Raw genomic sequence first — 25,328 nt, forward strand, 5'->3', positions numbered from 1 at the left:
AGATAGGCAAAAGAAAGCGGCTCAAACCGCTAGTTCTTAAGCGGGTCCCCCGCGCAGTTGCGGTAGTGGTGCATCTGGAATCGGTGTTCCTGCACATTCGGTGTGAGTGACAAGGCAGTCATACTTCCGGCGGCGCTGCGCGCGCCGTAGCGGTTCTTCATCAAACCCCTCTCCCTCTCCGCTCGCTCGATCGGCAGACGCCTCGAACGCCTTGGTGGTGCTATCCTGCCGCCGGCTACGGCTACGGCTACGGCTACGGCTACGGCTACGGCTACGGCTACGGCTACGGCTACGGCTACGGCTACGGCTACGGCTACGGCTACGGCTACCAGTACCGCTCTTCGCTTCCGCTCTCCGCTGGCACCTCTTGGGTGCCGACTTGTTTCGTTGTCTCGATGCTTTTTGGCGCTAGTTGCGCTGTACTCGCATGCCCATGTGCTTTGCCCACGCCGTCGTTGCGGCGGCATGGAAGCTATCTAGCGTCGTGTGTTCCTCTACGCCCATCTCGAGTCCCAAGTGCCTAGCGGCTGCGCCCAGCGTCTCAAGCGGTTTGTCATTGTCGAGCGCGGTCGCACCGTTTTGCTTGCTGAGCTTTTCGCCCTGATCGTTTGTGACCACCGGTACGTGCAAATACGCCGGCGTCGGTACGTCCAGGCAACGCTGCAGGTAGATCTGGCGGGCCGTTGAATCCATCAGGTCCGCGCCTCGCACGATGTGCGTAATGTTCGCGTCCGCATCGTCGACCACCACCGCCAGCTGGTACGCCCACTGGTCGTCGGCGCGCTTCAGGACGAAGTCGCCGACCTCGGTGGCGAGATTTTGTGTCTGCTTGCCCTGCCAGCGGTCTTCGAATGTGATCACCGCCGTATCGCCGTCGGGTACGCGTAGGCGCCATGCGCGCGCCGGTTTACCGTGCAGCCCGTTGCGGCAGGTGCCGGGATAGGCAAGCGTGGTGTTGCGCGCGTGCGTATGCAGCAGCGAGTCGGCAATCTCCTTGCGCGTGCAGCCGCATGGATAAATCAAGCCGGTGGCCTTCAATTGTTCGAGCGCTTCCTGATAGCGCGCAATACGGTGGCTTTGCCAGAGGGGCGGCTCGTCAGCGTGCATGCCGAAATGGTCGAGGGTCGACAGAATCTCCTCGGCCGCGCCAGGGACGGTGCGAGGTCCGTCGATGTCTTCGATGCGCACAAGCCATGCACCGCCATGCGCGCGCGCGTCCAGCCAGCTCGCGAGCGCGCTCACCAATGAGCCGAAATGCAACGGCCCGGTAGGCGACGGCGCGAAGCGTCCACGATAGGTCATGGGTGGGATGGATTGGCGCGAAAAAAAGGGGGCTTCTTGCCTGCCTGCGGAGTGCGACGCGCGGAGTGTGCCCAGCGTGCCTCGCCGCGATCGCGCGAAGGCGCGCTTGCGTTTATCACGCCGCGTGCGCCGCCTTGCTGTTCGGATGGCATTCCGGACACGTCTTGCCTGCCACGTACATTGGCGATTGCTGCGCTTCGGGCGTCACCACCGCGCGGCAGCCGAAGCATTGCACGGTCGCGGTCGGCTCCAGTTGCGGATTGAGCGCGGTGCGGTAGTCGAACACGAAGCAATCGCCGTGATAGTGCGCGCCGCCGACTTCCTCGAAATACTTCAGGATGCCGCCTTCGAGCTGGTACACGTTCTCGATGCCGACTTCCTTCATGTGGATCGCAGCTTTCTCGCAGCGAATCCCACCCGTGCAGAACGAGACCACCGTTTTGCCTTCCAGATCGGCACGGTTCTGCTCGATCACCTCGGGAAACTCGCTGAATTTCGTAATGCGGTAGTCGAGCGCGTCGTCGAACGTGCCGACGTCCACTTCGAACGCATTGCGTGTGTCCAGCATCACGACAGGGCGGCCTTCGTCGTCATGGCCGCGGTCGAGCCAGCTTTTCAGCGTGGGGGCGTCGACGAACGGCGCGCGGCCCAGCTCTGGCCGGATGGCCGGCTTTTTCATTGTGATGATCTCGCGCTTGAGCTTGACCAGCATACGGGTGAACGGCTGCTTGTCCGACAGGCTTTCCTTGAATTGCAGATTCGCGAACTTGCCTTCGAACAGCGCGTCGTGACGGATGTAGTCGATGAACGCGTCCGCGGCTTCGCGCGAGCCCGCGACGAACAGGTTGATGCCTTCAGGCGCCAGCAGGACGGTGCCGCGCAAGCCGAGCGTGTTGCAGCGCTCGGTGACGAGCGGGCGCCATGCGGCGGTGTCTTCGATAGTCGCGAAATGATACGCGGCGAGATTGACGATACTCATGTGTGTCCAGCGGTAAGAAGTGCCCGGCGGCGCGGAAAACGGGGCGCATTGAGACGCCCGCATCTAGACTCCATGCGGCGCGGCCACGTCGAATAGGCGAAACCCGTATTATCCCTCAAGCTGGCGCTTTGGCCGACTCGGCCGGATGGCCAACCCCTTGCGGCAGCGCAAACCGCTAGCAAACTCACATGGCGCTCGCTTCCGCGCTTGCACCGGGGCTTGCGCCGGGCCACGTGCTCTGGCGAGTGACAATACCGCCGAATTTTCTCCGGCAGCTTCGTTCGAGCACATGAAGCGCCTCGTTCGCGCCCGACCAACGAAACCGTCCGCTGCGTGCACAGCGCCGGTGTAAGGTGTTCTCGCGTTTCCGTCCCAGGCCGAACGGCTAACGCGCCGTTTTGGCCTGAAAACTCCGGGAGGGTGGAGTTACAATGTCGCCCATGTCAGATCCCCGCTTCGTTCATCTCCGCGTCCACTCCGAATTCTCGATTGCCGATGGCATCGTGCGTCTTGACGACGTCGTCAAGGCTGCTGCCAAAGACGGTCAAGGTGCGCTCGCCCTTACCGACCTCGGCAACGCGTTCGGCCTCGTCCGTTTCTACAAGGAAGCCCGCGGCAAAGGGGTCAAACCCATTGCCGGCTGCGACGTCTGGATCACCAATCCGGACGACCGTGAGAAGCCCTCGCGTTTGCTGCTGCTGGTCAAAGACCGGCGCGGCTATCTGAATCTGTGCGAACTGCTCAGCAAGGCATCGCTCACCAACCAGTATCGCGGTCGCGCGGAAGTCGAAGCCGGGTGGCTCGAATCCGGTCTGGGTGAAGGCCTGCTCGCGTTGTCTGGTGCGCAACACGGCGACATTGGCCTCGCGCTTGCCGCCGGTAACGAAGAAGCGGCCAAACGCAATGCGTTGCATTGGGCGAAGGTGTTCCCCGGCGGCTTCTATATTGAACTGCAACGGTGCGGTCAGCCGGGCGGTGAGCAATACGTGCAGCAGGCGGTTGCGCTCGCGGCGTCGCTGAAATTGCCGGTGGTGGCCACCCATCCCATGCAGTTCATGACGCCGGACGATTTCACCGCGCACGAAGCGCGCGTGTGTATTTCCGAAGGCGACATTCTGGCGAACCCGCGCCGCTCCAAGCGCTTTACGTCCGAGCAGTATTTCCGCACGCAGGAAGAGATGGTTGGGCTGTTCGCGGATATTCCGTCGGCGCTCGCCAATAGTGTCGAAATCGCCAAGCGTTGCAATTTGACGCTCGAACTCGGCAAGCCGAAGCTGCCGCTCTTCCCAACGCCCGACGGCATGTCGCTCGACGACTACCTCGTGCAACTGTCGAAAGAAGGTCTCGAAAAGCGTCTCGAACAGCTGTATCCGGTTGAGGCCGAGCGCGAGGCGCAGCGCGAAACGTATTACCAGCGTCTCGAATTCGAGTGCGGCACGATCATCAAGATGGGCTTCCCGGGCTACTTCCTGATCGTTGCGGACTTTATCAACTGGGCCAAGAACAATGGCGTGCCGGTCGGGCCAGGCCGGGGTTCGGGTGCGGGTTCGCTGGTGGCGTATGCGCTCGGCGTGACCGACCTCGATCCGCTGCGCTACAACCTGCTGTTCGAACGTTTCCTGAATCCGGAACGGGTCTCGATGCCCGACTTCGACATCGACTTCTGTCAGCACGGCCGCGACCGTGTGATTCAGTACGTGAAGGAGAAGTACGGCGCGGACGCCGTGTCGCAGATCGCCACCTTCGGCACCATGGCGGCGAAAGCGGCGGTGCGCGACATTGGCCGCGTGCTCGATCTCGGCTACATGTTCACTGATGGCATCGCCAAGCTGATTCCGTTCAAGCCCGGCAAGCACGTCACCATTGCCGACGCGATGAAGGAAGAGCCGCTCTTGCAGGAGCGCTTCGACAACGAAGACGAAGTGCACCAGTTGATCGAACTTGCGCAGCGGGTCGAGGGCTTGACGCGTAACGTCGGTATGCACGCCGGTGGCGTGCTGATCGCGCCCGGCAAGCTGACCGATTTCTGCCCGCTCTATACGCAGGGCGACGAAAGCGGCGTTGTGAGCCAGTACGACAAGGACGACGTCGAAGCCGTCGGCCTCGTGAAGTTCGACTTTTTGGGTCTCACCACGCTGACGATTCTCGACTGGGCCGAGCGCTATATCCGCCGTCTCGATCCGTCGAAGCAAGACTGGTCGCTCGCGCAGGTGCCGCTCGACGATGCGGCGTCGTTCTCGATCCTGAAGAAAGCGAACACGGTTGCCGTGTTCCAGCTGGAAAGCCGCGGCATGCAAGGCATGCTGAAAGACGCGCAGCCTGACCGCTTCGAGGACATCATCGCGCTGGTCGCGTTGTACCGTCCGGGGCCAATGGACCTGATCCCGAGCTTCTGTGCACGTAAGCACGGTCGCGAAGTGGTGGAGTATCCGGATCCGCGCGTCGAATCTGTTCTGAAAGAGACCTACGGCATCATGGTCTACCAGGAGCAGGTGATGCAGATGGCGCAGATCATCGGCGGCTACTCGCTCGGCGGCGCCGACTTGCTGCGCCGTGCGATGGGTAAGAAGAAGGCCGAGGAAATGGCCGAGCACCGCGAGTTGTTCCGCCAGGGCGCCGCGAAGAACGGGCTGACCGGCGACAAAGCGGACGAAATCTTCGACTTGATGGAGAAGTTCGCGGGCTACGGCTTCAACAAGTCGCACGCGGCGGCGTATGCACTGCTTGCGTACTACACCGCGTGGCTGAAGGCGCATCATCCGGCCGAATTCATGGCGGCGAATATGTCGCTCGCCATGGACGACACGGACAAGGTCAAAATCCTGTTCGAGGACTGCCTCACGAACAAGATGGCCGTGTTGCCGCCGGACGTCAATCTGTCTGCTTACCGCTTCGAGCCGGTTGCGGAAGCGGACGGCAAGCGTGCCAAAACGATTCGCTACGGCCTCGGTGCGATTAAGGGCAGCGGCCAGAACGCGATTGAAGAAATCATCCGCGCACGCGAAGAAGGTCCGTTCATCGACATTTTCGACTTCTGCAACCGGGTCGATCGCCGGATCGTCAATCGCCGCACGGTGGAAGCTTTGATCCGTGCCGGTGCGTTCGATACGCTGCACGCGAACCGCGCGCAGTTGATCGCCTCGGTCTCGCTGGCGATGGAAGCCGCCGAGCAGGCAAGCGCCAACGCCATGCAGGCGGGGCTGTTCGACATGGGTGACGCGCCGTCGCAAGGTCACGAACTGGTCGACGAGCCGGAATGGCCGGAAAAAAAGAAGCTGCAGGAAGAGAAAGCTGCGCTCGGCTTCTATCTGTCGGGCCATCTGTTCGATGCCTATAAGAACGAAGTGCGCCGTTTCGTGCGTCAGAAGATCGGCGAACTGAAGGAAGGGCGCGACAAGCTGGTTGCGGGCGTGATCGCGTCGCTGCGCACGCAGATGACGCAGCGCGGCAAGATGCTGATCGCGCTGCTTGACGACGGCACCGGCCAATGCGAAGTGACCGTCTTCAATGAGACCTTCGAAGCGCACAAAACGCTGTTCAAGGAAGACGAACTGCTGGTGGTGCAGGGTCAGGCGCGCAACGATGCATTCACGGGCGGCATCCGCTTCACGGTGGATACGGTGATGGATCTCGGCCGCGCGCGCTGTCGTTATGCGGAAGCCGTGAAGGTGCAGATGAACGGCAATGCTGATCCTTTGGCGTTGCGGCGCGTGCTCGAAGCGCATAGCGCGGGTAAGGACGAGCCACAAGCTGCGGCGGCTCCAGCGGCGTCATCGCGTGGTGGCAATGGAGGCGGTGGCGGTGGTGGGCGCAACGGCGGCGGTTATGGCGGCGGTGGCCAGCGCCAGGTGGTGCAGATTCCGAACGGCCTCGCCGTGCAGGTGGTTTATCGTAGCGAAAACGCGCAAGGTGAAATGCGTCTGGGCGACGCGTGGCGCGTAAAGCCGACTGATGAACTGCTCGCGGCATTGCGCGGCGAATTTGCCGGAAGCTCGATCGAAATCGTCTATTGAGGTCTGGTTTGCCCGCGCGGACAGCCTGGGTCGCGCGGGGAAAGCCGATCGACTTTCGTGGTTTCGGCGCTATGGTCGCTCATGCCGCGTCTCCTCCCCCAACCGCGCCAGCTTCAAAAACCGGTAGTACACCGTTTCCGCGTTGAACACTGCGATCATGAAACCCGCGCGGCCGTCGAGAAATCCACGCCGCAGCACGTAGGTCCGCACGAAGGCCCAGGCGCCGCGCCCAAGCGCCTTACCGAAGCTGCCGCGCTTGCCGGCAGCATGACGTTGCTGTGCGCCCGCTGTCGAATACGCGTCGAGCTTGCGCAGTACGCTTTCGAAGTCCTCGTAGGAGTAGTGCATCAGCTTGCCGGTCAGGCGCTGCGACGGCGCGTCGAACACCAGGCGCTCGTGCACCAGGTCGTCGGAGAAACGCGCGGCGCCACGTTTGAACAGGCGCGGAATCCAGTCCGGATACCAGCCGCTGTGGTGAATCCAGTGGCCGCAGAAGCTCGATAGCCTGTCCACCGCGTAGACGTCGGCGGTGGGAGCGGCCAGCGCCGCGCGGATCGCCGCGGCCAGTTCCGGCGAAACGATCTCGTCGGCGTCGATCGAGAGAATCCAACTTGTGCTGAGCGCGTCCACGGCACGGTTTTTTTGCGGGCCGAAGCCCGGCCAGTCGGTTTGCTCGAGCACGCGCGCGCCGTGGGCCCGAGCGATATCAGCGGTACCGTCGGTGCTGCCGCCGTCGATCACGACGATCTGATCGGCGAAGGCCACGGCCTGCAGGCATTCGGCCAGTCGCGCCGCCGCGTTTCTGGTGATGATGGCGACGCCGAGAGTGGTTTCTTGCATACCTGAATTGCGTGGGGGGCCAGATGACGGAACGGGTCGCGCAAGTATACACAGCGTAAGCGGTGGACTGCGTTCCAGCACCGCCGTGACCGGGCAATCGGGCCCTTCCTTAACCGTCGGCCGTTGTCGCCAACCGTTTACAATGCTGTTTTTGATATGCCGCGCGGCAGGCATTCCGCCCGAAGCGTGGCTGCCGTCCCGCATTCCTAGAGGATTCCTTGAGCGCGAAGCCAACGTTAAGCAAACCCATCGGTTCAGGTGAGGCGTCGTCGCCTGCCGTCGTCATGCGGCGCCTGTGGCCGTATATCAAGCCGCTCATGTGGGTGTTGATCGGCGCGATCGTTGCAATGGCCGTGAGCGCGGGCACCGACGCGGCGATCCCCGCCTTGCTCAAACCGCTTCTGGACAAGGGCTTCGGCGTGCATGCCAGCGACAACGCCAAGTGGTTCGTGCCAGGTGCCGTGATCGGTCTCGCGTTGATCCGCGGGGTGTCGCAATACGCGTCCGGCTATCTGCTTGCATACGTGTCGAACCGGATCCTGCTCGAACTGCGCCTGAAGATGTTCGACCGAATGATCCACTCGAGCGTGGCGTTTTTCCAGCGTGAAACCGCGAGCACTGTGATCAACGCGATCGTCTTCGAGGTGAACCAGATTCTCAACGTGCTGTTGAGCGTGCTGGTCACGCTGGTGCGCGATTCGCTGACGGTCCTCTTCCTGCTTGGCTATCTGTTCTATCTGAACTGGCGTCTGACGCTGATCGTCGCGGTGTTGCTGCCGGGGATCGGCTGGCTGGTCAGCAAGATCAATCGCCGCCTGCGACGCCTGAATCGCGAGCATCAGTTGCTGACCAACGAGCTGTCGTACATCGTCGAAGAAACCGTGGGCGGCTACAAGGTCGTCAAGGTGAACAACGGCGAGCAGTACGAGATGAGCCGCTTCACGGCGATGAGCCGGCGCCTGCGCGGCTACGCGATGCGCATGACCGTCTCTGGCGGCCTCGCGCAACCGCTGACGCAGTTCCTCGCGTCGATCGCGCTCGCCGTGGTGATCACGATCGCGGTAGTGCAGTCGTCGTCGGATCAAACCACGGTCGGCGGCTTTGTCGCATTCGTCACGTCGATGTTGCTGATCATCTCGCCGCTTAAGCACCTGATGGACGTGAATCAGCCGCTGCAACGCGGCATGACGGCGTGCGAACTGATTTTCGGCCTGATCGACGAGCCGTCCGAACCGGAGGGCGGCGGCAAGCCGCTCGATCGCGCGTCGGGCGAGGTCGAGTTCCGCGACGTGTCGTTCACGTACGGCGCCAACGCCACGCACAACCGCCACACGCTCGACCATGTGTCGTTCAAGGTGGCGCCGGGCGAAATGGTCGCGCTCGCAGGCCCCTCGGGCAGCGGCAAGACCACGCTGGTGAATCTGCTGCCGCGCTTTTTCGATCCGACCGGCGGCGAGATTCTGGTCGACGGCGTCGCGCTGTCGGAATACGGCCTGCCCGCGTTGCGCAGCCAGATCGCGATGGTCAGCCAGGACGTCGTGCTGTTCAACGACACGGTGGCGAACAACGTCGCCTACGGCAAGACAGCCGACCCGGAGAAGGTCAAGGCGGCGCTACACGCGGCCAATCTGTGGGATACCGTCGAGGCAATGCCGAACGGTATCGAAACGCTGGTCGGCGACAACGGCATGATGTTGTCGGGCGGCCAGCGGCAGCGCCTGGCGATCGCGCGCGCGATCTACAAGGACGCGCCGATCCTGATCCTCGACGAAGCCACCTCGGCGCTGGATTCGGAATCCGAACGCCATGTGCAGGCCGCGCTGGAAACGCTAATGAAGGGCCGCACGACGCTCGTCATCGCGCACCGCCTGTCGACGATCGAGCGCGCCAACCGGATTCTGGTGATGGAAGCAGGGCGTATTGTCGAGAGCGGCAGTCATCGTGAACTGCTCGCGCAAGATGGTCTGTACGCGCATTTGCACCGCATCCAGTTCCAGCAGAGCGCGGCGTGAAGCGCGGCAAGACCTTCAAGGTGTTCTCGCATCTGTCCGTGCCGCGCTGCGGACGGACAGGACCGCAGCGCGCGTGACCTGGTTGTGCCGGTCCGCTTTCCTTATACGTTTGACCGGGCGCTCGCGCGCTGCCGTCTGAATGATGAAAATTGGACTCTCCAGCAATGCGTTGAAACATAGCGGCGGTCTTGAGCGCTATGCGATGGATCTCGTGCGCGGCTTCGCCGCGATGGGCATCGAACCGGCATTTTTTGCGCGTCGCTTCGATATGTCGATGCCGGAAAGCCGCATGGTCGAGCCGCATCGCATCAACGTCTCGCTACTGCCTGGCAAGCTTCGCGACAGCTGGTTTTCATGGCGTTTGCGCCGGGCGCGCCGGGAGGCGCAAGTCGACGTGCTGATCGGTTGCAACCGGGTCGATTCGTCCGAAATCGCGATTTGTGGCGGCACACACCTCGGATTTTTGCGTGCCACGGGGCGAGCGCAACGGCGTTCGGACCGCTGGCAGATCGCGCTCGAGCGCCGTCAGTACGAGCGGGCGAGCATTATCGTCGCGCACTCGAAGCTCATGCATGACGAACTGCGCGAACTGTATGGCGTTGATGAGGCGAAGATTCGCGTGCTTTATCCGCCGGTTGACGGCGCACGTTTCACGCCGGTGGACAGCGCACAGCGCGCTGAGCTGCGGCGCAAGTTCGGCTTCGCCGATCAAGAGATCGTGCTGCTGTTTCCGTCGAGCAGTCACGCGCGCAAGGGATTGCCGCTGATCGAAGCGGCCCTGCGCGATACGGTGCTGCCGGTGGTTCTTGCAGTTGCAGGGCGGCCGCCGGAGCGCACCTCCGAGCGGATCCGTTATGTCGGCTATATAAAGGAAATCGAGGACGCCTATCGTGCCGCCGATTTCACGATTCTCGCTTCGAAGTATGAGCCGTTCGGGCTGGTCGGCGTCGAATCGGTGATGTGCGGCACGCCGGTGATCTTGCCGTCGAGTATCGGTTGCTGTGACGCAATCGCAGAGCACGCGAAGTTCGTGTTCGCGCCGGACGAAGTCGCCGACTTGCAGACGGCTCTCGAACGCGCGGTGCGACAGCGGCTAGCCAACCCGGCGTCACTGTCGTCCGAGTTGGCGCGCGACGCCGTTCTCTACGATGCGCGAGTGGCCGGTCACGTCGATGCGCTGCTGGCGCTGGCAAAGCGCATTTTCGCCAGCAAATGAGGTCGAGCCCGGGTTGCTGCTTGACGGCGGCCTGTGCCGTTTTGCCTGGCTGCGATGGCAGTGACCGGCAAATTGACCGCCACCCGCCCGGAGTGGAAGTTTGTCAGTAAGATATTCTTGGTTTCGAGGGTCCCGTCTTACGCGCTGCGTGTCGGGTCTGGCGTCTGGCTATCGAAGGTACCGTTTTGTTTTGTATCCTTGGGGCGATCCAGCACGTCATCAATGGCCGCTCGCACTTCGTCAATCGAAGCCGGACGTCCCTCGTCACCAACTGACGTTGACAGCCCTGGCACGTCGATGCCGAAGTGCTGCCGCGAGGTCGCAGTGAAAATCATGACGGTGGGCTTTTGCAGAGCGCTCGCGAGATGGACGAACCCCGTGTCCGTGCCAACAATCAGCGCCGCCATGTCGATGTGCTGCGCGACCGCTTCCACGCTCAGACGGGGCAGCACAATTGCGCCAGGAATACCTGCCGCAATCGCGATAGCGTCCTTATGCTCCGACTCCGAACCCCACGGCAGCAAAGGCGTGATACCCAGATTTGTAAGGGACCGGCCGATACTGTGCCAGTGGCCGACAGGCCACTTCTTTTCGTCACTGGATGTGGCGTGGAATAACAGGGCAAACGGCGCGTGCTTCGCTGCCTCGGGCATAACGGCCGGCGTTGGAATGTTCAGGCCGAAACGCGGCGCGTCGTCGATCGAATATCCGAAGATCTGGCTGACAGTGTTTCGCAGTCCGTCCCATACATTGAGATCGCCTTTTGGTGCGAAGCGTTTGTTATAAGCGAACGCAGCTCCGGTCTCGCCGAGATCGGCCTTGGTATAGCCGTAGCGGCGGCGCGAGCGCGCGAGAAAAGCGATGATCGCGCTCTTATAGACTCCGTGTAAGTCGAGAACGGCGTCATATTTTTCTTGCCGCAACTCGCCGATCGATGCCGCAATGGCCTTCAGGCTATCGACGCTACGCTGCTTCTTGAATTTTCGCAGCGGGGCACAGAGGACACGGTCGATACCGGGATTCCAGCGAAGAATGTCTGCGAACGCTGCATCCGCAGCCCAGTCCACTTTGATTCCGGGAAAGGCTCGATGAAGGTCTGATACGACTGGTTGACCGTGAACGATGTCACCTAGCGAAGTGACCTTAACAATTAGGATTCTGTTCATCAGCGCAGTTGTAGGGCATTTCGGCGGAGGCCTGTCCGGTCGGGACATGTGCCAGCCGTTTCGCCGCATCTCGGATAAGACGCTTCGGGGCGGCGTGGGTCGGCATAGGTTGACGCGTCACGACGCGCATTCAGACGATCGGCTTCGAGAGAGAATCAGCGGAACTCGTGCGGACAAAAGTTCGGTCGAAGCGATCTGTTAACGGCGCGATTATACCGGACCCATATTGAGCGATGTATTTCAGCGCGCCGCGCCGCTGGGAGCCCTTGGTCCAGGAACTGCGTGCCCACTCCCGGTGCATCAACGGCTGACTGTAGCGCGTGCCGACCGGACGCTGTCGACGCACGGGAGCGCGTCGTCGAGTAAGGCTGTCGAGATAAGCGGCTGGCTCGCCGCCGAGGGGGCCTGCGTGTCGTACTTTGCGATCAGCCTTTTCGCTTTAACCGCTTGATCCAAAGGGCGGGCGCGTAGAACGCGGGGAAGGTGGTGTAGAGAAACATACGGATCCGCAGTCCCAGCTTCACATTGCGTCTGCCCGTGAGGAGCGCCAGGCGTTCCCCGATGCCGCGCGCGTTGAACATTGAGTGAATGAACTGCTCACGCGCGAGTTTCGGCTCGAGCGCTGCGCGCATCCGGTCTCCGAGGCCGGCAATGTCGGCATCGCGCTGTATCTGTTCAGTTTCCACGAGCGCGAAGCCATTGCCTTGGCGCATGCGCGCAACCAGTTCAGCCGTTGTCCGATACCGGCGCTTGCCCGAAAGACCGCCGCGCCGGTACCGCACGAGTGGCTCGCGCAGGCTCAGCGCGCCGCCCGAGATAATGGCGCGAAACGTCATGACCTGATCTTCGGCCGCTGAGCCGGGCATCATCGGGCCGAAGCGCTCGAACAGCCGGCGCGACCACGTATGCGCTGCGCCGACCAGCCACGGCCGCCTGGCAAGCCAATCGTCGAAATCCCGATAGTTGCCAAGTTCGCTCGGCTCCATGCGCTCATGCACATTGCCGGCTTCGTCCATGTCGGCGAGGTCGGTCGCGATCAGATCGGGGTGCCGATCATGCGCAAGCCAGTACTCGACGACCCGCTCGCAGCGATTCGGTGCCGACATGTCGTCGCCGGCGGCGACGAACAGCAATTCGCCAAGTGCCATGGATGCAAGACGCGACAGATGTGCGCTGATACCTTCGTTGGCCGTATTGCAGCGCGTGGTCACGTGATGTGGGCCGCTGTAATCGCGTACGGCTGCCTCGATCGCGGCGTAGGTGCCGTCTTTGGACGCGTCGTCGGAAATGATGATTTCGAGTGGCGTATACGTTTGCGCGAGTACGCTGTGTACCGCGTCGGCGATGACCTTTTCCTGGTTGTAAGCGATCAGGAGCACCGAAACCAACGGCTTGGCTTGTGCAGGGGAGGAGCTGTTCGGAGCGCTGTTGTTCATGGGGCGGGCGGGATGGCGATGCGGCTAGCAGCCGGCCGAGCTCGACAACTCGCGTTTGCGCGAGTCGATGATCGCTAGAAACGTGGCACTCAGCAGAGCGAGCAAGGCCGTCACCATCACGGGCACCAGCACGTCAATCGTGAGTCCGAAGACGACGGTGCTGAACGACACGGCTAGCCCGGAGTAAGCCGCGGCGCGGATCGCCGGATCGTTTGCGTGGCGATGACGCCAGAAATAAACCGAAAGGCTGAAGTAGAGCAGTATCAGGCACAGCGTGCCGAGTACGCCGGTTTCGGCGATCGTCGAGAAGAAATCGCTGTGCGCGCGCTCGTTGACGATCTCATCTTTTGCTTCGCCGTGTTTCGCCAGGTCGCCGAGCGCGTTGACAAGCTTCCCTTTGCCGACGCCATAGACGGGATGTTCAGTGAATAGCCGCCAGGACGCTTGCCACAACTGAAGACGCAGGCCGACAGACGTGTTGTCGTCGCCGTGCCGCAGCAGCGCGAAGTCAGCTGTTGCCGCTTCAACCCGCGTCGCGACGCGTTCAGTCGAAAGCAATGCTGCGCTGCAAACTACGATCGCAAGTGCGGCTATCAGCAGGCGCTTCTTGTGCGCGAACCAGTGGAACTGACAGCCGAGCAGGATCACGAAGACAGGGATCGCGAGCCAACCGCCACGTGTGCCGGACAGGTACGACGCGTAGCCGCCGCTGAACAGCGCCAGCAGCTTGAGCGTCAGCACCCGCCAGTCACGCGGGCCGTCCCAACCGAGCGTAAAGATCGCCAGAAACGCCAATAGCAGCGCGGTGTCGCCGAACGGAATCGCGTTCGTATAGTAGTTGTTAAGACGGCTCACATCGGTCCAGCCGCCTCGCAGTTGATCGACCAATGCCCAGATGCCGGCGCCGACGGCGCCCGCTGCGCAACCCCAGCCGATCGTGCGAAGGTTGCGTGACGGGAACTGGCGCAGCAGCAAAAACAACGGCAGCGCGAACACGAAGCGCGACAATGGGTCGAATTGGCGGGGCATCCAGTAGCCCAGCAGCAGTTGCTGCAAGACAAGGGCGAGAACAAACGCAAGCATCCCGGCTGTATACCAGGGATAGGCCCGCAGCGCACTGAAATAGCCGGGCGTGCGCCGGTTGGCGGCGGCGGCGCCGAGCGCCAGTGCGACGAGCAAAAAGAAACAGTAGCCAGTGCCGCCACGCCACACGAGGTTCACAGCGGGGGCGAGAAATAGCAGGGCTGTGCTTAACCAGATCAGGCTGGGAGCAAAAATCATAGGCCGAAATTTCGTGTGAACATTACCGTTCCGGCCTGCCGATGCAATGGCCGGAGGTTCAGTGCACTTCTTTCAAGATAGGAGGGCGACCGCGATTATAACCGTGTGACAACTTCGATTGAGCCAATCGGGTGTCCGCGCAGCGCGGCGGTGGAGAATAGGCTTAGGCGGGGGCCTTGCGGCGCGGACGTCACGATAGATCGGTCGGGAACCACGCGGATCTCCCTAGACGCCGCCCGTGACCAGCGGCAGCACCGTCAAATCCGGGTGTGTGCCGTCAACAATACTGCGCCCCACATGTACACCTTCGTAGAACGCTTCATCCTTGCCGACGAAGCTCTCTTCGCCGTCCGCGTGAAACGACACCGCATGCCCGGGAATGGCCGGATCGGCGCCCGGGTGGCAGACGTAACCGACATACGTGTAACGGTTATCAGGCAAGGCTGACGGGTGTGCGTCGCCGGGCGGGGTTTTGGGAAACGGCGCCACGTGAATTTCGAAACCCTCGTACTCCACCATCTGCCAGGGTGCGGTTTCATCGGCCATGGCCGCCTCCGTCTATGTCGCGCGCGTCTTAAAAAGTCTAGGTGATTTGAACGTAAAGCGCGCCCCAAGACTGATGCGGCTAAACCACTATGGTTTGATCGCGCCGAGTTGTTTGAGCAACGTCAGATTGTCTTCGAGGTGCCAGTTTTCGACGATGCGGCCGTCCTTCGCGCGATAGAGATCGAAAGCCTGGAAGTCGACGGTCTGGCCATTGCCTTTGAGGTTCTGGAACTGTCCGGTGAAGTGCCCATAGAAATGCAGATGAACCGAGGCGCGGTCGCCGGCCACCACCAGGTCGTCGATTTCGGCGTGCAGGTCGGGCACGCCGCGCGGAATCCTTTCGATGCCTGCAGCGGGCCGTCGGACCCTTGCGGCCGCCCGTCAGGTAAGGTGCGGTCGACAAACTCCAGCGACAGGGCGAGCTTCGCGTAGGCCTTGTCGCCGCTGTTCCAGAATGCGGCGTAGCGACGCGCGGTCCGCACGATCACAGCGCTCTTTGCCGAAGAGGAGTCGACGGCGACGTGGCGGGGCACCGGTAACGCATCGTCGCTTGCTGCGTGTGTGCTCACGGCGCCTGCAAGGCCGGCTGCTAGCAGCACGTGACCAGCAAGTCTGGAAAAGAAGGTTGGAGACATGACACGTTCCAGAGAAGTTGACCTTGTTGACGCGCATTCTCTGGCTAAAGATTACGTTTGATAATCGGTCTTTCGCTTAAAGGATTTTCTAGTTTTATTTGAAAGTGCTTCGGACGGTGCGACCGCTTCGGCGAAGTGCGTGCGAGTACGTGCCTGACCGTGCCATCTTCGTCATGTCAGATAGAATGACGCGTTTTGCCCGTACAAGACCCTGCCCATGTGGTTCAAAAACCTTCAGTTGCACCGTCTTCCCGCTCCGTGGTCCGTCACCCCTGAACAAATGGAGAAATGGCTCGCGCCGCACGCGTTCGCGCCCGGCAACAGCGTCGAGATGCAAAGCCACGGCTGGGCGTCGCCACGCGATAACGACTCACTGGTGTATTCGCTTAACGGTCAGATGCTGCTGGTGTTTCGCGCCGAAAAGAAGCTGCTGCCGGCTTCGGTCGTCACGCAAGTGACCAAGGCTCGCGCGCTCGAACTCGAAGAGCAGCAGGGTTTCAAACCCGGCCGCAAACAGATGCGCGAACTCAAGGAGCAGGTGACCGACGAACTGCTGCCGCGTGCCTTCAGCATTCGCCGCGACACGCGCGTGTGGATCGACACCAAAAACGGCTGGCTCGTAATCGATGCGGGTTCGCAAGCGGTCGCCGACGAAGTGCGCGGCCTGCTGGTGAAGTCGATCGATCAATTGCCGCTCGGCACCGTGCGCATCACGCAATCGCCGGTTGCAGCGATGACCGAATGGCTGCTTTCCGGAGAGGGTCCCGCCGGCTTTACGCTCGACCAGGACACCGAGTTGCGCTCGCCGACGGAAGGCAACGCGACGGTGCGCTACGTCGGACATACTTTGGATGCCGAAGATATGCGTCGTCATATCGAAGCTGGTAAGCAATGCATGCGTCTCGCGATGACGTGGAACGATCGCGTGTCGTTCGTGCTGACGCCAACGCTCACGATCAAGCGCATCGCGCCGCTCGATGTCCTCAAGGAAGCGAGCGACCCCACCGCGCAGAACGACGACGAGCGCTTCGATTCCGATGTCACGCTGATGACCGCCGAACTCGACCGCATGCTGTGCGATCTGCTCGACGTGTTGGGTGGCGAGCAGGGCGAGGCGATGCCGCAAGCCGCGGCAGCCTGATTCTCGCCTTATCCGCTGTGGGCCGGCGCGTTTGAGAAGCGGCGCTGCATAAAAGCGCCGCAACTCTCGCTTCGCGCGCGGACCGTCGGCGCACACACCGCTGCGCGGCCACACGGCACCTGACACACGGACACACGCCACGCCAGACCACTCCGCTCCGGCACCCCAAATATGGTTAAGATTACGACCGTGTATCAATCACGGAGGACTTGCGATGGTTCGACTGGTCATGATCCTGCTGGGTGTCGATTACCTGCGCACGCGTTGGCGCTCGTTGCAGTTGATCGGCTGGGTGAGCCTGATTCTGGGCATGGTAGTGTTCATCGACGCACTCGATAGCGCACTCTATTTTCCGATCACGCCGTTTGCGTTATTGCTGCTGCTCGAAGGGCTCGCCACACTAGCCGTCGCCTGGACCGGCATGGGCGGGCAACGCACGCTGCGCTATGTGAAGGGCCTCGCATTCTGCCTTGCGGCGGCGCTGATTCTCGTCGGCCATCATCACGGCAACTTCATTCTGTCGATGATCTTCGGCACGCTGTTTCTGGCCGACGGTCTGCTGCAGATCGTTTCCGCGAAGGTCGTCCGCTATCGCACCTGGCGGCTCGCGATGATCGGCGGCAGCATTGAAATCGCGCTGGCGGTTTTCTTCTATCAGCCTTACCCGACGCACTATGTGGGCACCGTGCCGTACTGTCTCGGGCTCGGTCTGATGTTCGGCGGCTGGAACATGATTTTGCTGAGTACGCGCGTGCGGCGTCTCGCGTCGAATCCCGCGGTTGCTTCGGACGATGTAACTGCTGATGCCGCTAACTCCGCCGCGAGTGCGGTGGCTCCCGGCCGGTTGGGCGCGGTGGAATGGGACGGCCCGCCCACTGCCGATGAAGACGCGTTGACTGTCCACGTGTGGACGCCAGTTGGTTCGGCCAAGGGCGAGGCGCGGCGGCAATTGATCGTGGATCGCTATATCGCGGCGGTGGATCGTAACGGCGTGATATCAACCGGACATGCCGCGCTCGAATCGCCTGAGGGCATCTATATCAGCCTGTATCCGGGCGTCGAGATCGATCGTTCGCCCGACGATTTCGCGCGGCTCCTGCGCGCGACGCGCGAGAACGACGTGCCCGGTTTGTTCCAGCCCGATTACCCGACCGAATCGAAGGCGTGGTGTCCGTCGACGGTTCAGGTGCGCATACGCAATTACGACCCGGCGCGCCTGCGCCGCTTCTGGGACGCCTATCGTCAGGAGACGACCTACAACCTGACGCACCGAAATTGCTCGAGCAGCGTATCGCATGCGCTGGAAGCGGCGATCGAAGGCGCGTCGGCGCGCGTGTGGGGCGGCCTCGGCGGCTGGCGGCCGTTTTTGCGGGTGATTGCGACGCCGGAGTTGTGGGTGGCCGCGCAACTTCGCAAACGCGCCGCGACGATGGCGTGGACGCCGGGTCTCACGCTCGACTATGCGCGCGCGCTCAGCATGCTCGCCGATCCACGGCCGTCGGGCTGGGTCAAGATGGCGCGCTTCGCCGTGCGCAGAATGGTGCGTTCGCGGCAGCAATGGCGCGCAGAAGAGCGCGCCGCGCCAGCCACCCGCGAGGCCGGGCAAGGCCAGGCTACGGGCGCGGCGCGCGAATGATACGTACTCGACGCGCGACTCAAGCCGGCGGCTGGCGCGAGAGATTCGCGCCCTGGCCGCAACGCAGGAGCAACTGACGTACAACTCGGCTAGGCTTGGCCCAAGCACAGCACAGCACAGCACAGCACAGCACAGCACAGCACAGCACAGCACAGCACAGCACAGCACAGCACAGGCGCATGGTGCTCTCTGCCCAACTTCGACGTAGCAGTAAAAACAGCAGACGTATCAAGCGCTTGCAGATTTTGCCGGATAGTTATGCACAGATTTGCAAACAGATTCTGTTGATAACTTCCACGTGCGCCGCGCGATGGTCAAATGAGTGATTTCAACCAATATGGCGGGTGTATGCTCAAAGCGAAAGCTGCTCGTTGAGCGCACTCGACCACGCCGAACCTCGGCCGTGGCTCATTCAGGATCAAACCGTGCCGGGCGCCGAGCGCCTGCTGCGGCAGCGGGTTTTACCAGCGTGAACGTGATGCTCAGGACGAACCCAGTTGTATCCATCGGCCTGTCAGATGAATGAGCCGCAGCGTTTCACGGTGCGTCACATCAGCGTCTACCGCTACTCGGAACCCGTGCGGTTCGGCGAACACCGGATGATGTTCCGCCCGCGCGCCAGTCACGATTTGCGTCTCGTCACGAACCAGTTGCTGATAACGCCGACGCCGTCGCGGCTGCACTGGCTGCACGATGTGTTCGACAACTCGGTGGCGGTCGCGAGTTTCGCGGGCAAGGCGAGCGAATTGCGCTTCGATAGCGAAGTGACGCTCGAACACGTCGAAACGCCCCTGCCCGACTACGCGCTTGAGCCGTACGCGGTGAACTGGCCGTTCGCGTACACCAACGAGGAAGCATCCGATCTCGTGAACGCGCGCAGCCGCCAGTATCCGGACAGCGACGTGGACGAATGGGCGCGCCGCTTCGTTCCTGGGCAGGGCAGCGGCGGCGCGCGCGGCAAGAACGGCACTGGCGGCACGATGGCGCTGCTGCGCGCCATGACACTCGACATCAAAAGCACGTTTTTTTATGTACGCCGCACGGAGAAAGGCGTGCACCGTCCCGGCGACACCTTGCGCAACCGCAGCGGCAGTTGCCGCGATTTCGCCGTGTTGATGATGGATGCTGTGCGCTCGCTCGGTCTCGCGGCGCGTTTTGTGAGTGGTTATCTGTTCGTGCCCGAGCACGACACGGCGCAAGGCGGCGGCGCGACCCATGCGTGGCTGCAGATCTATTTGCCGGGCGCCGGCTGGGTCGATTTCGATCCGACCAATAGCATTGTCGGCAATCGCCATCTGATTCGGGTGGCGGTGGCATGGAACTACTACCAGGCGTTGCCGTTGTGGGGCACATGGCATGGCGCGCCGCATTCGTTTCGCGGTCTGCAGGTCGATGTGAGCGTGACCGAAGGTAAGTAAGGAAGTAGGCCAGGTGAGTTGGGCCTGTACAAATCGAACGTGTTAGCTGGGAGCGTGAACGCTGGTTGCTCACCGGGCGCGTCAACTGAATGTTTTAACTGGAAGAGGGCGCCGTAATGAAATTGCGCGTTGGCTACGAGCTGGTCTACGAGTGCGTGCAACCGACGCCGATGATGCTGATGTTGAACACGCACTTTTCGCACGCGAAAGAAGTGCTGAGTGCGGATTTGCTGGCGGTCGACCCGCCGGTGCCGATCAGCCAGTATCGCGACGGCTTCGGCAATCTGTGCAGCCGGATCGTGGCGCCGCAGGGACTGATTGCGTTGTCGACGAGCGCCGTGCTCGAAGTGTCGTCCGAGCCGGAGAGCCGGCCGCCGCTGACCGAGCAGCATTCCGTGGAGGCATTGCCTGACGATACGCTGGTGTTTCTGCTGGGTAGCCGTTATTGCGAAACTGATTTGTTATCCGAATTTGCGTGGCAGACGTTCGACAAGTTGCCGCTTGGGCGCGGACGGGTGGATGCGATTTGCAATTATGTGCACGAGCACATTGTGTTTGGCTACGACTTTGCACGGCCGACCAAGACCGCGTGGCAGGCCTGGCAGGAGCGAAAGGGTGTATGCCGCGATTTTGCGCATCTGGCCGTGACGTTATGCCGGGCGATGAATATCCCGGCGCGGTATTGCACGGGCTATATCAGCGACGTCGGCACACGGCCGCCATACGCGACAATGGATTTTGCCGCGTGGTTCGAAGCGTATGTTGGAGGCTGTTGGCAGACATTCGATCCGCGCAATAATGTACCCCGCACGGGCCGGATTTTGATGGCGCGTGGCAGAGATGCTGCCGACGTTGCGATCAGCAATGCGTTTGGGGCGACGCAGTTAATGAAGTTTGATGTTGTCTGTAAGGCGATCTAGGTTTTTGCGCCGATAAAGACCTAAAGTTTCTTGCGTGAAATGCCGAAAAGATCGGAATCTATACTCTTGCCGCGAGCCGATTCCGGACCACCATGATGTCCCGCAACGTAGCCGCCACGGTAGTGGCAATCCTGCTGGCAGCGCCAGCCTCAAAAGCATTCCCGACGGGGTTGGCCTCGATCCCGGTCAGCCTGACTGTGCAGGAAACCTGCGTTATCCAGTCGGTGGACGCGGCGATTACCGTTGCGAATCAACCGGCGGTTGCCTGCCTGCACGGGGCGCCGTTCCAGGTTTCCCAGGCCGCATTCGATCCCATCGCGCCGGGTGAAACAGGCCGGAGTCAGGCGCAGCCGGTGGAGTTCATCACCGCCCACGACGCCCAGCAAACGGTCTGGATCGTCAATTTCTAGAAATCGCCCCTTACCCGCGCGACACTGCGGCCGCCAGGCGAAAAGCCCAAAGATCAATAACTGATCGTCGCGGTAATCGTGTCGCTGTAGCTGCCGGGCATCGGCGTCGTCTGCGCGGGCACCCGGCCGTACACCGTGATCGACACCGCATTGCCGCTGCCTGTGCCGGTGGCCATGCTCGTGCCCGCCGTTCCGTCACCCCATGCGATCGTGTGGGCGGTATCCGTATAAAGCTGATAGTTCACCGCGCCGCCGCCGCCCGAGCGCTGCATCTGGCGTGCCGCGACATTGCCGCTCGACCCGCTGCTGAGCGCGATCTCGAACGCGTCGCCGTTTGTGCAGCGGGCCGTGATCGCGCCGGTCGCGTTCAATGCCGAACTCAGCACGCCTGTCGAAGTGAACGCTACGTTCGTTGCGCTGATCAGGCAATTGTTCACCACCGTGGCGCTGGCCGTGAAGCCGAAGCTGCCGCCGCTCGTCGTCAGTGCGGCGCAGCCCGGCGCGAGCAGCAGAAAAAAACCGTAGTTAAGCGAAGTCTGGCTCAAGGTCTGCGAATACACGGTGTTGGCATTGCCGGAAGTCGGCACAGTCGGCTGGCTAGCAGTGATCTGGCCGTAGAAATTCACCGATGTTGTCGCGGTATTGCCGGTCAATGGTTTGTTGAGCGTCACCGAGATCGGCGTGGTGCCGAGCGCAGTCGAGCCCCACGCGAGCGAGTGCGCGGCGTCCTGATACAGGTTGTATTGCAACTGGTTGGAGCCGATCGCCAGATAGCGCGGCGTCGTGCCACCCATGTTCAGGCACACCTGCACGCTCGGTGTCAGCGTAACCGCGGGCCACGTGCACGAAATGCTGATAGTGCCGGTCGCGGCCACCGCGCTCAAGCCGATCGGGCTGACGTTGCCGAAGCTCAGCGCCGACGGACTCGCCGAACAGGTTTGCGCACTCGCTCGCTGCGGCAACACGCCGAGCAGCGCGCATAGCATCAGGAGCAGAAGGAGTCGCTTCATCGTGCCGCTCCTGCAGCCGGGACCGTTGGGGCCAGCGCGCTGCTGCCGCAGGTCAACGGTCCGAGCGTCGGCAACGAGCCGTCGGTCGGTCGCTGGTAGGTGAATTCGACGCTGCAATGCAGGGCGCCGTTGTCGACCTCGAGATGGTTGTCGTGCTGGAGGTTCTCGATGAAGGTCAGACCGTCGTAGCCGACGATCGTATCGCCGCCGCCTTCGACGTGATGCACGCGCGTGCCCGGCGGCAGCAGCTTGCCGTCGGCGCCGCGCAGAATCACCGAAGCGGCGCTGTAGCGCGACACGCGGAAGTTCGCCAGCACGCCTGCGCGCGACTCCGGCACGAGATCCATCGAGGTCGTGGCGATACGCGCATCCGCGGGCAGATTCATGCTGTTGATCGCGACCTGGTTGTGCTGGTACGCGTTCAGATCGGGTATCAGCAAATGGCCGTTGCGGTCGGTCGTGCCGATCACGCGGTTTTCGTGCAGTACCGGCACACCCGCGACGCCGTCGGTGGACACCAGCGCGAAGCCGTCGTCGATACGCCGCGCTGGCTGGATGCTGTTGTCCATCAGCACGATCGCGCCGGTCACATCGAGTGAGGCGTTCGCATGCCGGTCGATGTCCTGCGCGAGTGCCGTCACCTCGCCGTCATTGCCGAGATATTGCGCCTGTGCCTGGCGATACGGCACCGCGCCCGAGCTGCCCGCCTGCACCCCCCAACCCCAGCCGCCTGCATAATCGGGCGGCCGCTGCGCATTGAGGTTGTAGGTGGACTGGCCGTTCTGACGGCCGACACTCGCGTTGATCGCGGTGTTGTTGCCGAGGCCGAAGCTCGCGGTCAGAAACACCCCTTGCGAGTTGTGCTGCAGAAAGTCCTTGTATGTGCTGAGCGTGAACGAGGCCAGATTGCCGAAGTTCAGCGTGTACGACAGCGAACCGATCCGTGAGGCGGGAATGCCGGGAAAGCGATAGCCGATGTAACTCAGTGACACGGTCTGGCGGCTGAAGAAGGGTAGCGCCAGCGTCACGCGGTCGGTGGCGGTGGGCACCGGCGTGCCGTCGCGCGCGGCGAGGTCGCCATAGTTGCCGTAGGCGCGCAGCGTCTGCGCGTCGATCGAGAAGTTCGGTTCGATCAGCTGATAGCCAAGACCGACCTGCGTGCCGTTCAGCTTGCCCGCGCTCGCGGACAATGAGCCGTTGATCACGCCCGCCATGCCCATGCGCACGAGTGCACCGGCACCCGCATTGACGAGGCCGCCGGTGGCTTCCGCATGTCCTTCGAGTGTCAGCGTGTCGCTCATGCCGCGCCGCGCGGTGGCGCTGACCGCGGGACGCGGATCGTAGGAAAACGAATCGATGCCATACGCGCGGCGCAGAAAACCCGCTTCGAACGAATAGCTCGACAGGCCCGCCGCCAGCATGCGCGTATCGACGTAGAGCGGCAGCGTAGTCGAGATGGTGCGGCCGAGCGCGTCATGCGTGATCACGGTCGCTTCGCCCGCGCCGGTGATGCCCGGCACGTTGTTGACGATGAATGGCCCGCTCGGCACGTTGCCGCTGAACTGGCGCACGTTGTTGATATAGAGATCCACCGCCGAAGGCACGACCGCGGAGCCCGCGAATGCCTGCACGGGGAACGTTACAAGGTCGGGCCGCAGTGCGAAGTTGCTGCGCCACTGGAAGCCGCCGATGCGGATCGAACGGCTCCAGTCGAGCGATGATGAAATGGTGTCGCCGAACTGCGTGGTACTGAGCGTGGCCGGGTTCGACGTACTCCACGAGGTGTCGTAGCGCACATAGCGATGCAGGTCGCGGTATAGATAGGCAATGCCGGTATTGCTCAATACGCCGGCCGGGTCGAAGTAGCGCTCTTCGCTCCAGAGTGCGAACTGCGCGTTGGTGTCGGTTTGCGCGAACGCGTCGTAGTTGATCAGAAAGCCGCGCGACGCAGCGGCATTCGGCGTTCGCGTCAGGTCCCGCGTGTCGAACGTGTACGGCTTGCGGATAGCGTTGGGCACCTGCAGGTCGATGGTCTGGCGCGAGGCGTCGTATTGGTAGTGCAGGCCTGGGATCTGGTCGAGTTCGATCGAAGCGGTGTCCGCGGCGCCGAGCTTGTCGGTAGCGATGCCAACTTCGCTCAGGTCCTTCCCTGTGGCGCTGAGGCGCCCATCGGCTTCGCGAAAGTGCGCGATCAACGAAGTGCGCTGGCCGTTGAGCATGACTTCCAGATATAGATCACGGCCTGCTGTGGTGTCCGGCGCGGGCTTCGCCGCCGCGCGTTGGCTGGACTCCGGCGCGGCGCTCGAACCGGTGCCCGAATCTGCACCCATGTTGACGCCTGGGCTGACACTCTTGTCGGCGGGCGCATCGGCAGGCGCATCGGCAGGCGCACGCGTATCGACGCCCGTATCGGCGAACCGCAGCGGCGCCTGCGCGCCGGCCTGAGTCACGCTCTGCATGGCCAGCGTTGCCGCGAGCGCAATGATCTGCGGCCTCCATCCATGACGTTTTCGCCGTCGTGTCATTCTCATCGATTGCTTGGCGGTCCATCGTGTTCGTTCCCATTGACCCCGGCGCGATCACGGCTGGCCTTGCGTGCCAAAGGTCTGCACGTGTGTTGGCCCTTGTGCCCTCGTATGTTCAATCGACATTCACGGTGGCTTCGGCCGGCAGTGAATTGATCGCGGCGCGCACCTTCAGCGGGCCGTTCTGGGCGGCGTTGGCCGGCAACGTCACCGGCCACTGCCGTTCGCGCCCGGCCAACGCGTAGCCAAGTAGCCCTTTGTTGACCTCGTAGGCGTTGCCTGCGTTGTCGATCAATTGCACAGCCGCAATTTGCGCGCGCTTTTTGCCCGCGTTGTCGACGCGCAGCAGCCAGCTTTGCGGGCCGCGTGACAGATGCCAGGACAGTTTCGGCTGGCCGATGTCGACGGGCGGCTCGACGAACACCGGCACCGAGTAGCGCAGACGGATTGTCACCCCGCTAGTCGGCGCGGCGTCGGGCTCGGGCAACTCGTCGATCAGCACGCGATAGCCCTGCTCGGCGGCCGACGGCTGCGCAATCGTGCGCACCAGCCGCACCAGCTGATCGGCATGCGCGGCGATCTGGATCAGCGGCGGGCTTGCCACCAGATCCTGAGTGGGCGTGAGCGTGTCTTCGCCGTTTGCCTGATCCCAGCGGAACACACGCACCTGGCCGAATAGCGGCTTCTCGCCAGGGTTCTTCAGCGTGATGCCGGTCGCATTGGCGTCCGCGGACATATCGACCATCACCGGCGAAATTTGCAGCGTCGCGGCTTGCGCGAGCGGCGCCGTTAGACACCATGCAAATACGGTTGCCGTCAGTAGCCGGCGAGGCGTGCCGATG

19 protein-coding genes and 1 pseudogene are annotated in these 25,328 nt (G+C 62.4%); 8 read left to right on the forward strand and 12 right to left on the reverse strand.

Annotated elements, in window-relative coordinates; translation table 11 throughout:
* Positions 1–29: 29 nt before the first annotated feature.
* From PQR40_RS39115 to PQR40_RS24010, 3 genes are all read right to left on the reverse strand, one after another.
* On the reverse strand, positions 30–467 hold the full coding sequence (locus PQR40_RS39115) for a sporulation delaying protein family toxin (protein ID WP_494478199.1): 438 nt from the start codon (positions 465–467) through the stop codon (positions 30–32).
* Positions 409–1,302, reverse strand: coding sequence for a tRNA glutamyl-Q(34) synthetase GluQRS (gene gluQRS, locus PQR40_RS24005; protein WP_408234554.1), 894 nt, complete (start codon positions 1,300–1,302; stop codon positions 409–411). Before gluQRS ends, PQR40_RS39115 begins: the two co-directional genes overlap by 59 nt.
* A gap of 115 nt (positions 1,303–1,417) precedes the next feature.
* On the reverse strand, positions 1,418–2,281 hold the full coding sequence (locus tag PQR40_RS24010) for a sulfurtransferase (RefSeq protein ID WP_408509983.1): 864 nt from the start codon (positions 2,279–2,281) through the stop codon (positions 1,418–1,420).
* A 431-nt stretch (positions 2,282–2,712) separates the two neighbouring features.
* Between PQR40_RS24010 and dnaE the strand changes: the two genes are divergently transcribed.
* Complete coding sequence (dnaE, locus tag PQR40_RS24015) at positions 2,713–6,294, forward strand: DNA polymerase III subunit alpha (RefSeq protein ID WP_408509984.1); 3,582 nt, start codon at positions 2,713–2,715, stop codon at positions 6,292–6,294.
* A 69-nt stretch (positions 6,295–6,363) separates the two neighbouring features.
* On the opposite strand, the gene PQR40_RS24020 is transcribed toward dnaE, so the two are convergent.
* A complete protein-coding gene (locus PQR40_RS24020; protein WP_408509985.1) occupies positions 6,364–7,134 on the reverse strand; it encodes a glycosyltransferase family 2 protein in 771 nt (256 codons plus the stop codon).
* Positions 7,135–7,352: 218 nt separating this feature from the next.
* Here PQR40_RS24020 and msbA point away from each other — a divergent pair, with 218 nt between their 5' ends.
* Both msbA and PQR40_RS24030 read left to right on the forward strand, forming a co-directional pair.
* Positions 7,353–9,146, forward strand: coding sequence for a lipid A export permease/ATP-binding protein MsbA (gene msbA / locus PQR40_RS24025; RefSeq protein WP_408509986.1), 1,794 nt, complete (start codon positions 7,353–7,355; stop codon positions 9,144–9,146).
* 142 nt (positions 9,147–9,288) lie between these two features.
* The gene (locus tag PQR40_RS24030; RefSeq protein WP_408510018.1) at positions 9,289–10,362 is read left to right on the forward strand and encodes a glycosyltransferase family 4 protein; all 1,074 of its coding nucleotides are present in this window, start codon (positions 9,289–9,291) and stop codon (positions 10,360–10,362) included.
* Between the two features lie 137 nt (positions 10,363–10,499).
* Here the strand turns inward: PQR40_RS24030 and waaC are convergent, their stop codons facing one another.
* The 5 genes and pseudogenes from waaC to PQR40_RS24055 form a co-directional block, all read right to left on the reverse strand.
* Positions 10,500–11,528 (reverse strand): lipopolysaccharide heptosyltransferase I, encoded by a 1,029-nt coding sequence (gene waaC / locus PQR40_RS24035; RefSeq protein WP_408510019.1) that lies wholly within the window; start codon positions 11,526–11,528, stop codon positions 10,500–10,502.
* Between the two features lie 425 nt (positions 11,529–11,953).
* Complete coding sequence (locus tag PQR40_RS24040) at positions 11,954–12,964, reverse strand: glycosyltransferase family 2 protein (RefSeq protein WP_408390007.1); 1,011 nt, start codon at positions 12,962–12,964, stop codon at positions 11,954–11,956.
* Between the two features lie 24 nt (positions 12,965–12,988).
* Positions 12,989–14,245 carry an O-antigen ligase family protein gene (locus tag PQR40_RS24045; RefSeq protein ID WP_408234572.1) on the reverse strand — a complete coding sequence of 419 codons (1,257 nt, stop codon included), beginning with the start codon at positions 14,243–14,245 and terminating at the stop codon, positions 12,989–12,991.
* A 225-nt stretch (positions 14,246–14,470) separates the two neighbouring features.
* Entirely contained in the window at positions 14,471–14,791 is a 321-nt protein-coding gene (locus tag PQR40_RS24050) for a hypothetical protein (RefSeq protein ID WP_408234575.1), read from the reverse strand.
* Positions 14,792–14,878: 87 nt separating this feature from the next.
* Positions 14,879–15,426 (reverse strand): annotated as a pseudogene (locus PQR40_RS24055) (ester cyclase).
* Between the two features lie 217 nt (positions 15,427–15,643).
* Between PQR40_RS24055 and PQR40_RS24060 the strand changes: the two are divergent.
* From PQR40_RS24060 to PQR40_RS24080, 5 genes are all read left to right on the forward strand, one after another.
* A complete protein-coding gene (locus tag PQR40_RS24060; RefSeq protein ID WP_408390011.1) occupies positions 15,644–16,567 on the forward strand; it encodes a recombination-associated protein RdgC in 924 nt (307 codons plus the stop codon).
* A gap of 214 nt (positions 16,568–16,781) precedes the next feature.
* Complete coding sequence (locus PQR40_RS24065) at positions 16,782–18,203, forward strand: HdeD family acid-resistance protein (protein WP_408509987.1); 1,422 nt, start codon at positions 16,782–16,784, stop codon at positions 18,201–18,203.
* A 518-nt stretch (positions 18,204–18,721) separates the two neighbouring features.
* A complete protein-coding gene (locus tag PQR40_RS24070) occupies positions 18,722–19,621 on the forward strand; it encodes a transglutaminase family protein (RefSeq protein WP_408509988.1) in 900 nt (299 codons plus the stop codon).
* A gap of 116 nt (positions 19,622–19,737) precedes the next feature.
* Positions 19,738–20,541: a transglutaminase-like domain-containing protein gene (locus PQR40_RS24075; protein ID WP_408234586.1), complete on the forward strand. Its 804-nt coding sequence runs from the start codon at positions 19,738–19,740 to the stop codon at positions 20,539–20,541.
* A gap of 92 nt (positions 20,542–20,633) precedes the next feature.
* Positions 20,634–20,951: a hypothetical protein gene (locus tag PQR40_RS24080; protein ID WP_408234589.1), complete on the forward strand. Its 318-nt coding sequence runs from the start codon at positions 20,634–20,636 to the stop codon at positions 20,949–20,951.
* Between the two features lie 53 nt (positions 20,952–21,004).
* Here PQR40_RS24080 and PQR40_RS24085 read toward each other — a convergent pair whose 3' ends face one another.
* The 3 genes from PQR40_RS24085 to PQR40_RS24095 all read right to left on the reverse strand — a co-directional run bounded on the left by PQR40_RS24085 (position 21,005) and on the right by PQR40_RS24095 (position 25,306).
* On the reverse strand, positions 21,005–21,961 hold the full coding sequence (locus PQR40_RS24085) for a Csu type fimbrial protein (RefSeq protein ID WP_408509989.1): 957 nt from the start codon (positions 21,959–21,961) through the stop codon (positions 21,005–21,007).
* Positions 21,958–24,420 (reverse strand): fimbria/pilus outer membrane usher protein, encoded by a 2,463-nt coding sequence (locus PQR40_RS24090; RefSeq protein WP_408509990.1) that lies wholly within the window; start codon positions 24,418–24,420, stop codon positions 21,958–21,960. Before PQR40_RS24090 ends, PQR40_RS24085 begins: the two co-directional genes overlap by 4 nt.
* 181 nt (positions 24,421–24,601) lie before the next feature.
* Positions 24,602–25,306 (reverse strand): fimbrial biogenesis chaperone, encoded by a 705-nt coding sequence (locus PQR40_RS24095; RefSeq protein ID WP_408234864.1) that lies wholly within the window; start codon positions 25,304–25,306, stop codon positions 24,602–24,604.
* Positions 25,307–25,328: the final 22 nt, after the last annotated feature.

The sequence above is a fragment of the Paraburkholderia sediminicola genome, from assembly GCF_046026855.1.
Taxonomy (GTDB): domain Bacteria; phylum Pseudomonadota; class Gammaproteobacteria; order Burkholderiales; family Burkholderiaceae; genus Paraburkholderia; species Paraburkholderia sediminicola_A.